The sequence below is a fragment of the Vibrio sp. Vb0598 genome, from assembly GCF_033338935.1.
Taxonomy (GTDB): Bacteria; Pseudomonadota; Gammaproteobacteria; order Enterobacterales; family Vibrionaceae; genus Vibrio; species Vibrio alginolyticus.
Genome location: NZ_JAWOTP010000027.1, coordinates 1 through 14,550, shown reverse-complemented (window position 1 = coordinate 14,550; position 14,550 = coordinate 1). Strand labels below are relative to the sequence as shown.

The following is a 14,550-nucleotide window of genomic DNA, read 5'->3' as shown; positions in this document are numbered from 1 at the left end:
TCTGCCGCAAATTTGTTAGATTGTTATTAGATTAGCTTGCACGGATGGCAAATATGACACTTCAGTCCCCTCTTACCTTTTCCGATGAACAAATCAATATCGGTGAACTCAAACAAGAATTAGAGAAGTTTAGCTCTAATCAAAACCAAGAGTTTCTCAATCATCATCCGGTAACAAGCTTGGTTTTAGCCAGAGCTGAATATATGGATCTGCTTCTCAATCGTTTGTGGCAACATTTTGGCTTCAAGGATATTTACAACATTTCTCTGGTTGCCGTTGGTGGCTACGGACGCGGCGAGCTGCATCCGCTCTCCGATATCGATATTTTGATTCTGTCGAACAATAAACTGCCAACCGCGTTAGAAGCAAAAATCAGCGAATTCATTACGCTGTTGTGGGATTTAAAACTCGAGGTCGGACACGCTGTTCGCACCGTTACTGAATGTGCTGAAATTGGTAAAGCCGATCTAACGGTCGCGACAAACCTGCAAGAAGCGCGACTGCTGTGTGGAAGCGAGGACACCTTTCAGGCACTGAAGAAAGTCGTGTTATCAGACTCCTTCTGGCCAAGTGAGACGTTTTACCGCGCTAAAATTCAAGAGCAGCGCGAACGCCATGCACGTTACCACGACACGACCTACAACTTAGAACCGGACATTAAATCAACCCCTGGCGGGCTACGCGATATTCATACATTAAGCTGGGTCGCTCGACGTCACTTTGGTGCGACTTCATTGTTGGAAATGAGCCGATACGGATTTTTAACTGACGCAGAATACCGAGAATTGGTTGAATGTCAGGACTTCCTTTGGCGAGTACGTTTCGCTCTGCACATGGAGCTTCGCCGCTATGACAACCGCTTGACCTTTGCTCATCAAGCACAAGTTGCGGAAAATCTAGGCTACGTCGGAGAAGGCAATCGAGGCGTAGAAATGATGATGAAAGAGTTCTACCGCACGCTTCGTCGTGTGGCAGAGCTCAATAAAATGCTACTCAAACTCTTTGACCAAGCGATCATTAATGGTGGGGCAACAGAAAGTGCCGAGATTCTCGATACGGACTTTCAACGTCGCGGTTCTTTAATTGAAGCGCGGAAACCCGCATTGTTCCAAGCTCGCCCAGAAACTATTCTGGATATGTTCTTACATATTGCTAACGACTCGACTATTGAAGGGGTGAGCCCACCAACGCTGCGTCAACTGCGCACCGCTCGCCGTCGGCTCAACAAGTTTTTGCACACCATTCCTGCTGCGCGTGAAAAGTTCATGGCGTTATGTCGTCACCCTAATGCTCTGCACAAAGCATTCAGTCTCATGCACCGATTAGGGGTTATGGCGGCCTATTTACCGCAATGGAGTCAGATTGTTGGTCAAATGCAGTTTGACTTATTCCATGCCTACACCGTTGATGAACACAGTATTCGCTTACTTAAACACATCAACACTTTTAGTGACCCAGAAAATCATGCGAAGCACCCAATTTGCTGTGACGTCTACCCTCGGATGCAAAAGAAAGAGCTGCTGATTATTGCCGCTATTTTCCACGATATCGGGAAAGGTCGTGGCGGCGATCACTCGATTATCGGTGAAGGAGAAGCGTACGACTTCTGCATTGAGCATGGTTTATCGAAGCCCGAAGCGAAACTTGTCGCTTGGTTGGTAAGACATCATCTGTTAATGTCTGTCACCGCACAGCGCCGAGACATTTATGATCCTGATGTCATTACCGAGTTTGCCAAAAAAGTCAGAGACGAAGAATCTCTCGATTATCTTGTATGCCTGACAGTTGCAGATATTTGTGCAACCAACCCAGAACTTTGGAATGCTTGGAAACGAACTTTACTTGCGGAGCTGTATTACTCCACACAACGTGCTTTACGTAGAGGCCTAGAGAACCCTGTCGATGTGCGTGAGCGAATTCGCCACAATCAACAAATGGCCTCCGCAATGCTGCGCAAAGAGGGGTTTGCCGCGCGCGAAATTGAAGTATTGTGGCAACGCTTCAAAGCTGACTACTTCCTTCGTCATACTCATACGCAAATCGCGTGGCACTGCGAACACTTACTTCGCATGGAAGATCCGACTAAGCCTTTGGTGTTGATCAGTAAAAAAGCCACTCGTGGCGGCACTGAGGTGTTTGTATATACGAAAGACCAGCCTGCTTTATTTGCGACGGTCGTGGCGGAGTTAGATAGGCGTAATTTTAATGTACACGACGCACAAATCATGACCAGCAAAGATGGGCACGTGATTGATACCTTTATGGTACTCGATCAACATGGCGAAGCGATCGATGAGTCTCGTCACGCCGCGGTGATTAAACACCTCACTCATGTACTGGAGGCAGGCCGACCAACCAAGATTAAAACGCGCCGTACTCCGAACAAACTTCAGCACTTTAACGTGAAAACCAAAGTCGACTTCTTACCAACCAAAGGTAAAAAACACACTTTAATGGAGTTTGTCGCGCTAGACACACCAGGGCTGTTGGCCAAAGTAGGCCGTACGTTTGCTGATTTAAATATCAACCTTCACGGTGCCAAAATCACCACCATTGGTGAGCGAGCAGAAGACTTGTTTATTTTAACCAGTGATGCAGGGGGAAGGTTAAGTGAAGAACAGCAAGATGAGCTAAGAGAGAGATTGATCGAAAAGTTATCTGATGAGGTCGCAGCTTAGATCAAACCTGCCAATCTTTTCGGTTCAGGGCGAGAGCGATCTTGCCCACAAGTTAAGCATTTTGGCTAAATATCAGCTATCTAGCTCATACATAGGCTGCTACAGTTATATCAATATCAATTCGATGTAATAGAGGTAGCCTATGTATCCCCACCTCACTGGTTTGGGTATTCACGACCCTAAGCAGATTGAACGTTATTCCCTACGCCAAGAAGCACACAAAGACGTACTCAAGATCTATTTCCACAAGCAAAAAGGCGAACTATTCGCTAAAAGCGTTAAATTCAAATACCCACGCCAAATCAAAAATGTTCTTGTTGATAGTGGCAGTCACAAATATAAAGAAGTAACGGAAATCAACCGTAACCTCACATTAGTCATTGATGAGCTGAATAAAATCACTAAGCCAACGAAACAACCTGAGGTTGATGTAAAAGAGAAAATTCTTTCAGACCTTCGTCATTTAGAAAAAGTCGTTTCGAGCAAGATCGCAGAGATCGAAGCGGATCTCGCAAAACTAAAGTAAAACGTTAAGTCTTAAATATTAAAAAAGGGTTAGCATTGATGCTAACCCTTTTTATTTGTACCCAATCATTATCTAGATCTAACTGCGCCGATTATCGGTTGATCATCGATTCATCCCACTCAAATCGAGTAAACAATTGCTGCCAAGTTTCATCAAGATTAGCCGTCATAACAATCTCTTGATCGGTAAATGGATGGATGAACCGTAACTCTGAAGCATGCAGTAGCAGACGATGAGATTCAAACTCTGTGCGATACAGCTTGTTGTGCTTTCCATCCCCGTGCGTTGTATCACCCACGATCGGATGGCGTAGATGTGCCATATGACGACGAAGTTGGTGCTTACGCCCCGTTTTAGGTTTCATCTCAACTAAGCAATAACGCGTTGTAGGAAATTTACCCGTCGAATAGGGAACTTCCACTTTAGCCAACGGCTTATATTCCGTCACCGCTTCTTGCGCTTCTTTTTCTTGTGAAGCGAACTTATCAGCAATCTTGTCTAACTCGACTTTGAGCGCGTAATCCAAGACGCCCTCTTCCTCAATCCAACCGCGTACTATTGCGTGGTATGTCTTTTCCATTTTATGTTCAGCAAACATCGGCATGACTTGTGATGCGACTTCACTCGACAACGCAAACACGAGCACACCAGATGTTGGGCGATCCAGACGATGCAATGGGAACACATGCTGACCAATTTGGTCGCGCAAAGTTTGCATGACAAACTGAGTTTCGTGTTTATCTAACCAACTGCGATGCACTAACATGCCTGCAGGCTTGTTGACCGCTACAAAATATTCATCCTGATAAACGATCTCCAGCTCAACTGGTTCTGAAGATCGCGTTAGTTCTTGTTCTAGCATTCGTTTACTTACACAGTTCGTCAATGGTTCGGATTGTAACGAGCAGCTCGGCGAACTGCGGTTCCTGCTTCCACGCTTCTGAAAAATAGGGCTCGAGAGAAAACCCTCTTGGCAGTGGTTGGTTATTTTTCACTAGTGCGTGCATTCTGGCTATAAAAATCCACTGCAACCACTCATGAGGATGCAATGTATCAATCGCAAATGGCTCCGCACTTTGTAAGGCTTGCTCTGAAGGCATAGTGTATTGCCACAATTTATGCTCTCTAAGCTGCGTTTCAAGTTGGTGAAGTAAGTCGACCAATTGAGTATTTGTTACCATTAATTCTATCTCGAACCTTGAATTAGCCGAGAATGATACCATTTCTTGTGAAAAGAACGTTAGGACGTCGTATTTAATGGAAAACATTCAAACCCTCACTCAACTGTTGAACAACAGCCACTGTGATTATCAAATCTTCGATCTTGGTCGCCGTATCAAAACCATCGCTAAGAAAGAGTTTACCGATGTAGAAAAAGGTCAAGCACCTTACCCATTTCCAATGCAGCGTAAAGCACACCTTGCCATCGCTTATTGGAATGAACAAAAGCAACCTTGGATTTGGTTTCTAAAGTTTGAATTGGACGAGCGCGGTTTGTTAAAGCAAGCGGATATCGGCAATTTCATTAAATACGTCGTGGAGGCTATGGGAACACGCCTCAATGATGATATCACTGAAGAGCAACAACAAAAGCTGTCTAACAACCCATACACTTTCAAACCTTCCGAAGATAAAATGGCCGTGTTTCATAGCCAGGTCCGCGCAAACCTCAATCTTCCTACCAGCCAATATTACGAGCATACCCAGCATTACTTCTCTGGAGGTTTAGGCTGGGATAATTGGCAAACTGTAGGTCTGCAAGGTATCACAGACATAGCCGCTCGCCTGGACAAAGAGCAAAACGGGGTAATGATACGCAAAGCGTTGAACCACCTACCAAATGAGCCACTTTATGCCCTATTAGGTGCGCTTGAGCACGTAGAGCTTCAAGAGCGTTTAGCAGGACGTATCGCGGAAAAGGCACAGCAAGAAATCGCAAGTAGCGAACCTGATCTCTTCCTACTTTCAGCACTTATCCGAGCCCTTGCTGGTGCACCAACAGAAGTCGCCTCTCCAGTATTAGATGCGATATTGCATAGCCCTCGTTTAAGCCATCAGGAGGTATTGATTGGTGTGGCGGGTCGCGCTTGGCACTTACTCGCCAATGAAAAGGTAGCAGAACAGTTTTTGCTGCGTTTAGCTCAAACCGGTAATCAAGCCCTATTTAATCAGTTATTTGCCGATTTAGTGATGCTGCCAGAGTTAAGAATGGTGTTATTGCCTTTACTGCATTCAAACCCATCAGAGGAACTAGCAAATGCGCTAGTAAGCTTACAACAAACAACAAAAAGCTAAGAAAGGTTCAGGAATGATTGGTGATCTTTTAGCAATTTTAGGGCTCTGCTTTTTCTGTTACCTGTTTTGGCAACAGCGTCGCCAAGCCGAACTCGCAAAAGCGGCCATCACGCGTAAATGTGAGCAATTGGATCTCCAATTAATCAGCATCGCCTTTGGTGCCCATAAACTAAAAACGCCAGACGGAGTCTGGCGTTGGCATACGGTGTATCAATTTGAGTTTTCATCTCTTGGTGACGATTGCTACCAAGGAGAGTTAACCATGGTCGGTTTCAGGCCGCAGAACTTTCACCTACCACCGCATCGCTTGTAAATTCCATTTCAAAGTAAGGACCATATATATCCTTACTTTCTTTTGTTTCAACAAATCCCAGCTTTTTCAGTACTGCCATAGAAGCTTGATGATTGCTATTCACGTTAGCTTTCACCTTATTCAAGCCCAATTCACTGCACGCTTTGGGGAAAAATGCTTTTAGTGCTTCTGTTGCTAACCCTTTACCCCAATATGATTTATCAAAAATAAACCCTAATTCAGGTTCGGAATCGAGATTAGCAATGAACACGTGCCCCATATAGTCACGACTGGTGCTCTCTAGCACTGCCATACTATAAATGTTCTCATCATCCAGTATTTTCTCAAACATCTGTTTGGCAGACGCAACTGTATACGGACCATTCAATTCAGCACGGTTTTTCGCACAGCAATTCAGCATGACGAATTCTAGTTGCAACGACTCATTGTAGGGTAGAAGAAGCATTCTTCTGGTTACTATGGCCACATCTGTTCCTTGATTACAACAAACTTAATCTATCCGCAGATCACAAACTCGATGAGCTGAACATGCTCAATGATTGCGGGCATAACACCTTGTAGAGAAGCCGAAAGTTAAACCAACTGGTTGGAAAGGATATTGATCTGAGTTGTTTTTTATTAAGTGTTATTAGGAATTTATATATTTTGTGATATTGATATCCCCAAATAACATCGAGATGCTTAATTCAATGAGAACACTGGATATCGTTTTTATATAAGAAAGACCCCGACACATAAGTATCGGGGTCATGGTCTTACTCGCAGCAGTCCGGCTACTAAAAGTGCTCCATGCATCATCCATAATAGTGGCTGATTCCGTCAGCTTATTCCTTACGTCGCCGTCCTAGCGGTGTCCTTATCATCCTGACTGCTAACATTCCTCGTTAGCACACGTCACTTGTTCCTTGAGCGGTGTCCCTTGCATCTTCCTGATGCTGTCCATAACCTCAATCCTAGAGGGGTCCATTGTCTATCCTTAGTCATCAACATCCTATTGATGATAGTATCCTTACAATGTCCTACGCTCCATGCTTGATTAATCATCCTGACCAACCAAATCGTCTTCCTGACGATAACCAAATCCTTGGTGCTTTCCTGTTCCATGTCTGCTTCCTGCTGACAACTCTCAATTTACGCCTTTTCCAAAAATAGACAATCTATCTAAGATAAATATTTGGCTCTCACATTGGTTAATAAGTTGTTAAATCATTATTTATCAGAAACTTAAGCTCTTCAGCTTCTCTTTTTCCGCTTACGAAATCGTTTTCTCTCACAACCTATGTAAGAGATCTCTCACACTACACTCTCCAAAATGCCATTCGCCAAATTAGCGCACTCAACGTATGATGATAGATATATCGTTGTTAAGGATTAAAAATGTTAACTCAAGACGTTACTAAAGAATTAGAAGCGGCAATGGAACAGTTGCAACAACAAGGAAAAGAGCCAACCGTAGCGTTAGTGAAAGCACGCTTGAAAACGCCAGTTCCAATGCCAGCATTAATCACCGCAATAAAAAGTTGGAAGAGTGCTCAACGCGTACCCAAGGTTGAAATCGCAGCACAACACCACACCGATAATGATCGTCTTGAAGCCCTAGAGCGCACCGTAAAAATGCTAGCCATTCGTATTGAAGAGTTAGAAGCGAAACTCAGTGAGAAATCATCATGAAGTTATGGGTAGATGCAGACGCGTGTCCGAAAGTTATTCGCGAAACCATTGTGCGTGCCGCCGAGCGTACGGGGATTGAATGTACGTTTGTCGCTAACCACGTTGTCCCTGTGCCGAAAAGAGACAACATCCACTCGCTGCAAGTCCCTGCGGGATTTGACATCGCAGACAACGAAATCGTCAAGCGTGTGGAAGCCAACGACTTGGTGATCACGTCAGATATTCCGCTTGCAGATGAGGTTATCTCTAAAGGCGCTCAAGCCCTCAGTTCTCGTGGCGAGCTCTATACAAAAGACACCATCAAAGCTCGCCTAAATATCCGCGACTTTATGGAAACCATGCGTTCAAGCGGAATTCAGACAGGTGGGCCCGCCGCGCTTTCTCAAACCGATCGACGCGAATTTGCAAACCATTTGGATCGTATTTTGGCGAAATTTAAGAAGTAACCCTCACTCTATTCATATTGAGCCAGCATATCAAAGCCTGGCTCATTCCTGAAAACTCATTCTCAGCATTGCACCCAAAGCGTGCTCTTACTCCCATTTGTTTTGTTCTGTTTATTTTTCATCTTGCTCGCCATAGCTTCAATATGCAACGTGGTTTATTTTGAACGACGTTTTTAATAAGTGTATAGAGAATAATGGGCTTTAACATCGTTTCCAGTGGAAGCTACCTGCCAACGAATCAATGGTCTGCTCGAGAGATGGATCGCTTACTAAAATTAGCGCCAGGGACCTGCCGAAATAAATTCGACGTTGAATATCGTCATGTAGCCAATACAAAAGAGACCGCTATTTACATGGCAGTGCAGGCAATAGAGCAGTGTTTAGGAAACACACATACCTTAAGCTCCGTTGATCTTCTTATCTACGCTAGCGGCACACACCACCAGTCTCTACCCTACGACGCCTCAGCGGTTCTCGCCGCGTTAGACGCTCCAACATGGCTAGAAAGCTTTGATTTGAACAGCACCTGTTTATCCTTTCTCTCTGCGCTTGATCTTGCTCAGAGTCTATTCTTAGCAAAACGATACCGTCGGATTCTTATTGTCACCAGCGAACTCGCCACTGGCATCACACTGAATCGAAATTTTACGCTCAAACCAGAAGTTGCAACGCTATTCGCAGACGGTGCCGCCGCATTTTTGCTCGAAGAACGCAACGATGATGGATTGCTCACCAGTCACTTTGAAACGCATCATACCGGGTATTCATTTTGTCAAATTAAGGGCGGAGGTAGTCATATCAATCCGCATACCTCCGAGCATCAAGCCTATTTAAAAAGTTGCCAGTTTGAGATGGAGGGCAAAGCACTCTTTAAACATGTGCGTAAAGCCTTACCAGCGTTTCTAAAAAAAGGGTTTGACGCCTCTCCGGTAACACTCAGCGATATTGATTATTTTCTTCCTCATCAAGCCAGCGCGCATGGATTAAAAAAACTGCCTTCACTCACCGGGCTACCAACAGAGAAAACCGTTAATCACTTTTCGACTTTGGGAAACCAAGTCGCCGCCTCACTCCCAATTAACTTACACTGGCTGCGTAATCAGCCAGAAACCGCAGGAAAACATGTGTTATTAGCTGGCACCGCCGCAGGGTTGTCACTAGGGATGGGAGTGCTAAAACTATGAAGATATTGGTCACTGGTGGCAGCGGGATGTTGGGTAGCGCAATTCTGAGAATGTTTCACCAGCAGCATGAACTGCATTTTACAGCACGAAACACAGTCATCGCTAAACAACTCGCCGAGCAATTCGATGTTATCCCACATATAGTCGATTTAAGAGACCACTCAGCAGTTCATGCGGTATGCCAAGGTATGGATGCAATCATCCATTGTGCCGCTCTCTCAAGCCCATGGGGAAAGTGGCAGGCGTTTTATCAAGCCAATGTAGATGCCACCAAAAACCTCGTCAATGCGGCTAATACCCATCAAATCTCGCGTTTTATCCATATTTCCTCCACCAGCGTCTACTTTGACCATCAAGACCGTTGGAATATTCGAGAAACCGACGCCATAGCTTCATACTGGTGTAATGATTATGCACACACAAAATACCTATCGGAAATTGAAGCCGTAAAAGGCCGAAGTAAAGCGATCATTTTAAGGCCGCGTGGCATTTTTGGACCCAATGATCGCGCGATTATCCCAAGAGTGCTTAAGGCGATAAAAAACAACACTCTGCTTCTGCCATCAGGTAGAAATCCTGTGGTTGATCTGACCTATGTCGACAACGTTGCCCATGCAGCGATGCTCGCTTGCACTCAGGCAGACCGACTTCAGCATGGTGATGTGTTCAACATTTCCAACAACGAACCAATGCCAATTGAGACTGTTCTGCAAGCTTTATGTGAGGGGTTAAACCTAAAAGTAACGTTACAATCATTACCATATGGCGTTGTATCACCATTATTAAAGCTCAGTGAGCAAATACGAAGGCACTTACCACATCAGCCAGAACCAAGGCTCACCTCATACAGCGCAGGATTGTTTAACTATCATCAAACTCTGGATATCAGCAAGGCTAAACAAACACTGAATTACCAACCGCTTTTTTCAATTCAAGAAGGAATACAGCAGTATGCAAACTGGTCTAAAAATAAAAATCTTTGAGGCTGGACACTGCGTACACCCAGGCTTTGTTGTCAAACCAGGTTCTGGTATCAAGCCTAGAGCATTTCCGGCAGCCGTTGCGTTAATTCAGCACCCAACACAAGGCAACATCCTGTTTGACACGGGATATCACGAGCATTTTTTTAGCGCGACTCGTCCCTTCCCTGAACGTTTTTATGCTTGGACAACACCTTGTCGCTATAAAAAAGAACACGGAATTGTTGCGCAGTTAGCAAAAGAAAGTCTCAAACCTCATGATATTGAACACTTAGTGCTCTCCCACTTCCATGCTGATCACATTGCGGCCGTCTCTGAGTTTTCCCACTCTCAATTGCATTGCCAACAAAAAGGGGTGGATGCAATTACTAAGAGTGGTCGAATTGGAGGCGTAAGAAAAGGATACCTAAAAGCTCTACTTCCTCCACAACTTGAATCTAACTTATTCATTCATAGTGACTTTTCCGTACCAATCAGCCAAATTATTCCTCAGTGCCAAGGTGTTAATTTGCTCTGTAAAGACATGTTCGACGACGGATTCATTTATATGGTTAGCTTGCCAGGCCATGCTGCGGGTCAAGTGGGCTTGCTAGTTAAAAGAGACCAAAGTTGGCTGTTCTTACTCGCCGATGCATGTTGGTTAATTGAGAGCTTGAGTGAAAATATCGATCAACATTGGCTGGCGAACATGCTTTGCGATGATACAAAAGCCTATAAAAACACCCTCTCCGAGTTGAGAAGTTGCTACCAACAAACCCACCACTTTGTTCGCTTCGTGCCTTCACATTGTCAGGAAACTATCCAGCAGCTAATCAAAGAAGGATGGATGAAGTGAGAACGCTTATCTCAGAATTCTGGCGAACCCGCTACCGCCCCTTCGGCTCAAGGGAACAAGTCGAAACATGGCAGCAACAACACTTAACGCAACACTTGGATTGGGTATGCCGCCATTCACCGTATTACCGCTCACTTCAAGGTGCACCACTCAGTGATTTCCCTATCATGAATAAGCAAACCATGATGGAGAACCTTTCAGAGTTGAATACGAAGGGCTTAGATGCTGAACAGTTAATGCAGCAGGCACTCAAAGCAGAGCAGTCACGCAACTTTGCCGCTTCGAAAGTTGGCGATGTTACGGTTGGGCTTTCTTCGGGCACATCAGGCATGCGCGGGCTGTTTCTTGCTGACAAGCAGGAAACACAACTGTGGGCCGGCAATATATTGGCTCGCCTTTTGCCCAGCCTATGGCAAAAGCACCGAATTGCACTAGCCTTGCGGGCCAACAGCCCACTGTATAAATCCGTCGCGAAAGGGCCTGTTACATTCTTTTATGCCGATTTAACCAAACCTTACCAAGAATGGATAAAAGAGCTAGATGAGTTCCAACCCACGCTTTTGGTTGGTAGTGCGCAAGCTCTTCAGCTCTGTGCCCAGTTCAGCGGTCAATTTGGTCAACCCGAAATTCAACCACAGCGGATCATTTCTGGTGCAGAAGTCCTAACTGAGAGTGACCGTCACTTTATTTCTCAACGGTTCGACAGCGAACTCCATGAAGTCTATCAATGTACCGAAGGTTTTCTTGCATGTACGGATCAGCATGGACAAATGCGCTGGAATCAAGATGTTGTTTACATCGAAAAACATTGGCTGAATACCGAACGTACTCATTACAGCCCAATCATTACCGATTTTCGTCGTAAAACTCAGCCAATTATTCGTTATCAGCTCGACGATATTATTGAGAATAAACAGGATAATGGCGTATTTGAACCTCTTGGCGCGATTGCCGGACGATGTGGTGATCGCCTCACGCTAAACGCAAACCAGGTCCCAGTGACGGTGTTACCAGATCTCATCTACCGCGCTATAACACTATCCGCCCAAAGTCGCGTGGATTACCGAATCACCCAAACAGGGTCACAAGCCATTCAAATTGAAGCGGATTTTCACCACCATCGGGTTATACATCAAGCCTTGATAAAGTTGTTTGACCAATTGCGGCTTGATCCTGTCAGATTTAGTTACCGCCCTGCGCCTATTTGGACGCCAATGAATAAACAACGACGTGTGGTGAACATATGCGGGTCTTAATCACCGGAGCCCGAGCACCAGTTGCACTAGAGTGGGTAACCATGTGTATTCATCATGGACATGACGTAATTCTCACCGATTCGCTAAAAAAACCTCTAGGATCGTTTTTGCGAGGCATCGAGTCTTATATCCCCACCGCTTCACCTCGATTTGCGTTTCCCACCTATCAACAGCAGATCCTAAAAATCATTACTCAGATGCGTATTGATATAGTGATACCCACTTGTGAAGAAGTTTATTACTTGGCTCATGTTGCCAAACAATGCCCAGAAGTAGATTTTTTTCTGCCCAATGTGGGACTACTCAATGCCCTGCACAACAAGTTGACCGTCTTTGAACAGCTTCAAAGTTTGCCAGAAATCACACTTCCAAAAACTCGTTTGGTCGCTGATAAAAGTGAGATTGAAATTAATAAGAGAACCGTTCTAAAGCCCGTTTACTCTCGGTTTGGCGGGCAAGTCATAAGAGATGTGACAACTCAGTCTATTTCTGCCGCCACGATATCGCCCCTTTACCCTTGGGTTCAGCAACAAAAAATCCATGGGACTCCGGTGTGTAACTATGCCATTTTTGAACATGGTGACCTTAAAGCACACCAAGCTTATGTGCCGAAATACTGTGTAAACGGCTCGGCCGCCAGTGCTTTTCAGCCGATCTCGTGCGAACGACTAGATACATTTATCGCAGCTTTTGGTAAACGTCATACTTATCATGGGCAAGTGTCGTTTGACTTCATCAAATCACAAGATGAACTCTACGTGATTGAATGTAACCCAAGAGCCACCAGTGGTTTGCACCTACTCTCGTCTCGATGCAACCAACTGCTTCCTAATATGGAGTTTACCAGTCCTTCCAAGCAGCGATTGCATCATTTAGGTCCAATAACACTCATCGCGGAAGGTGGATTATCCCTGTTCAAGGCTCGAACTTGGCAAGATTGGTGGTCTGGAGTGAATGTGATGCAACAGCATAACTTACCGGCCGGGAGCCAAATCCGGAGTATGTTTGAATTACTCCGGTTAGCTAGGCAGAACAAGACGAAGTGGAGCGACGCTTCTACCGTTGATATTGAGTGGAATGGAGAGGCATTGAACTCATGACACTTTCCTCTCAAGAATGGCATAAAACTTTTTTCACTCTTATGCAGTCGAATCCCATTGATGAATGCACAGCAAGCTTTGGTTGCTACTATATCGATGATGTTGCCATTCCCTACTCCGTAACACCAAAAATACCAAACAACTGTTATGCCGTGTCCCCTATGACACTGCTTAGTGGCTACGCCGAAGAAGAGCTTCACAAAGTCAAAAATGTGGCTGTTCGATGGGTATGTAAGTTACTTATTAATATGACTAAACCAATCTTATCACTGGCTGGATTGGATCAAGTCCAAACGCTCAACAATCAGTGCTTGTCCACCAATATGTATAGCGAACAATGGGCAGCCTTAAATCTCGATGAACTGCGTCGCGTCGCACTCGATCAATACCCCACCTTTCCCTTGGTGCTTCGCTCCCTCAATCAGCGTCAGCATTTACACTTAATTCAGCGATTGAAGCAGCCAAAATGGCAAAGCTTGGTAACACGACAAGTGTATTTACTTGATGATTGGCAAGCGTTCAGCTTCAACCGAGATTTAACGAAAGACTTCAAACTGCTTAATGATAAAGATTGGCAGTTTAGGCCACTGACCACTGATGAAGAATTTCAGCGTGCCAAAGAGTTATATGACATGCTTTACCTTGATAAATACAGCCTCAATAACATCCAGTTTTCAAGCCAATATTTAAAACAGGCGAGCCAGAACAAATTAGTACATTTAGTGGGACTGTTTTATCAAGAAGAGATGCTGGCTACGTTAGGCATTGTAGAAATTGATAATGATATGACTTGCCCAATTTTTGGCTACGATACCAATAAGCCACAACGCCTCGCATTGTATCGTCGAATATCGGCCTATACCATCCGCCATGCCATGATATACCAGCGTCGCTTTAATATGAGCTCAGGCGCTCCGGCTTTTAAACGCAACAGAAAAGCCCGGCCAGAAATTGAATTTAGCTATGTTTATATTGCGCACTTACCTTGGTACAAACGCATAATTTGGAAAAGCTTATGCTGGCTCACTCAGCACTTTTATCGCCCTTTGTTGATACGTTTTCAGCTATAAACCGACATCTATAATCAGGTAAGCCTGCGTACACAGTCTCAATCGATAAAAAAGCCTGCGACGTTCGCAGGCTTTTTATAATGGAGCTGTGCCGTCCTAAATAAGGTTGACACTTTCTACCCCCAAAATTGGAGAGTGTTATGAAATCAACAACTAAAAGAACTCAGCGCGATTACTCCCTCGCTTTTAAACTCAC

15 protein-coding genes are annotated in these 14,550 nt (G+C 44.7%); 12 read left to right on the top strand and 3 right to left on the bottom strand.

Annotation, left to right across the window (positions count from 1 at the left end):
* Positions 1-53 precede the first annotated feature (53 nt).
* The gene (glnD, locus tag R7Q38_RS20540; protein WP_017636037.1) at positions 54-2,678 is read left to right on the top strand and encodes a bifunctional uridylyltransferase/uridylyl-removing protein GlnD; all 2,625 of its coding nucleotides are present in this window, start codon (positions 54-56) and stop codon (positions 2,676-2,678) included.
* A gap of 142 nt (positions 2,679-2,820) precedes the next feature.
* Positions 2,821-3,204, top strand: a complete 384-nt coding sequence (locus R7Q38_RS20535; RefSeq protein ID WP_171344492.1) for a DUF3461 family protein — start codon at positions 2,821-2,823, stop codon at positions 3,202-3,204.
* 91 nt (positions 3,205-3,295) lie between these two features.
* Here R7Q38_RS20535 and truC read toward each other — a convergent pair whose 3' ends face one another.
* Both truC and R7Q38_RS20525 read right to left on the bottom strand, forming a co-directional pair.
* Entirely contained in the window at positions 3,296-4,066 is a 771-nt protein-coding gene (gene truC, locus R7Q38_RS20530) for a tRNA pseudouridine(65) synthase TruC (protein ID WP_171344493.1), read from the bottom strand.
* A gap of 4 nt (positions 4,067-4,070) precedes the next feature.
* Positions 4,071-4,385 (bottom strand): YqcC family protein, encoded by a 315-nt coding sequence (locus tag R7Q38_RS20525; RefSeq protein WP_042521408.1) that lies wholly within the window; start codon positions 4,383-4,385, stop codon positions 4,071-4,073.
* Positions 4,386-4,461: 76 nt separating this feature from the next.
* On the opposite strand from R7Q38_RS20525, the gene R7Q38_RS20520 reads away from it, so the two are divergent.
* Positions 4,462-5,499: a DUF3549 family protein gene (locus R7Q38_RS20520; RefSeq protein ID WP_213906534.1), complete on the top strand. Its 1,038-nt coding sequence runs from the start codon at positions 4,462-4,464 to the stop codon at positions 5,497-5,499.
* A gap of 13 nt (positions 5,500-5,512) precedes the next feature.
* Positions 5,513-5,812: a DUF3301 domain-containing protein gene (locus R7Q38_RS20515; protein WP_005380315.1), complete on the top strand. Its 300-nt coding sequence runs from the start codon at positions 5,513-5,515 to the stop codon at positions 5,810-5,812.
* Here the strand turns inward: R7Q38_RS20515 and R7Q38_RS20510 are convergent.
* On the bottom strand, positions 5,772-6,257 hold the full coding sequence (locus tag R7Q38_RS20510; protein ID WP_213868692.1) for a GNAT family N-acetyltransferase: 486 nt from the start codon (positions 6,255-6,257) through the stop codon (positions 5,772-5,774). The two genes, R7Q38_RS20515 and R7Q38_RS20510, sit on opposite strands and share 41 nt — an antisense overlap.
* A 932-nt stretch (positions 6,258-7,189) precedes the next feature.
* Here R7Q38_RS20510 and R7Q38_RS20505 point away from each other — a divergent pair.
* The 8 genes from R7Q38_RS20505 to R7Q38_RS20470 all read left to right on the top strand — a co-directional run bounded on the left by R7Q38_RS20505 (position 7,190) and on the right by R7Q38_RS20470 (position 14,354).
* Entirely contained in the window at positions 7,190-7,483 is a 294-nt protein-coding gene (locus R7Q38_RS20505) for a hypothetical protein (protein WP_005391777.1), read from the top strand.
* Positions 7,480-7,929, top strand: coding sequence for a YaiI/YqxD family protein (locus R7Q38_RS20500; protein WP_005380310.1), 450 nt, complete (start codon positions 7,480-7,482; stop codon positions 7,927-7,929). Before R7Q38_RS20505 ends, R7Q38_RS20500 begins: the two co-directional genes overlap by 4 nt.
* Before the next feature lie 194 nt (positions 7,930-8,123).
* Positions 8,124-9,113 carry a ketoacyl-ACP synthase III gene (locus R7Q38_RS20495; RefSeq protein ID WP_213906533.1) on the top strand — a complete coding sequence of 330 codons (990 nt, stop codon included), beginning with the start codon at positions 8,124-8,126 and terminating at the stop codon, positions 9,111-9,113.
* Positions 9,110-10,096: an NAD-dependent epimerase/dehydratase family protein gene (locus R7Q38_RS20490; RefSeq protein ID WP_053306722.1), complete on the top strand. Its 987-nt coding sequence runs from the start codon at positions 9,110-9,112 to the stop codon at positions 10,094-10,096. The genes R7Q38_RS20495 and R7Q38_RS20490 overlap by 4 nt, the downstream gene beginning before the upstream one ends.
* Positions 10,065-10,928 (top strand): MBL fold metallo-hydrolase, encoded by an 864-nt coding sequence (locus tag R7Q38_RS20485; protein WP_213969067.1) that lies wholly within the window; start codon positions 10,065-10,067, stop codon positions 10,926-10,928. The genes R7Q38_RS20490 and R7Q38_RS20485 overlap by 32 nt, the downstream gene beginning before the upstream one ends.
* On the top strand, positions 10,916-12,184 hold the full coding sequence (locus tag R7Q38_RS20480) for a F390 synthetase-related protein (RefSeq protein ID WP_182016220.1): 1,269 nt from the start codon (positions 10,916-10,918) through the stop codon (positions 12,182-12,184). The genes R7Q38_RS20485 and R7Q38_RS20480 overlap by 13 nt, the downstream gene beginning before the upstream one ends.
* Positions 12,172-13,284: an ATP-grasp domain-containing protein gene (locus R7Q38_RS20475; protein ID WP_182016221.1), complete on the top strand. Its 1,113-nt coding sequence runs from the start codon at positions 12,172-12,174 to the stop codon at positions 13,282-13,284. The genes R7Q38_RS20480 and R7Q38_RS20475 overlap by 13 nt, the downstream gene beginning before the upstream one ends.
* A complete protein-coding gene (locus R7Q38_RS20470) occupies positions 13,281-14,354 on the top strand; it encodes a hypothetical protein (RefSeq protein ID WP_239938947.1) in 1,074 nt (357 codons plus the stop codon). The genes R7Q38_RS20475 and R7Q38_RS20470 overlap by 4 nt, the downstream gene beginning before the upstream one ends.
* The last annotated feature ends 196 nt before the right edge of the window (positions 14,355-14,550 follow it).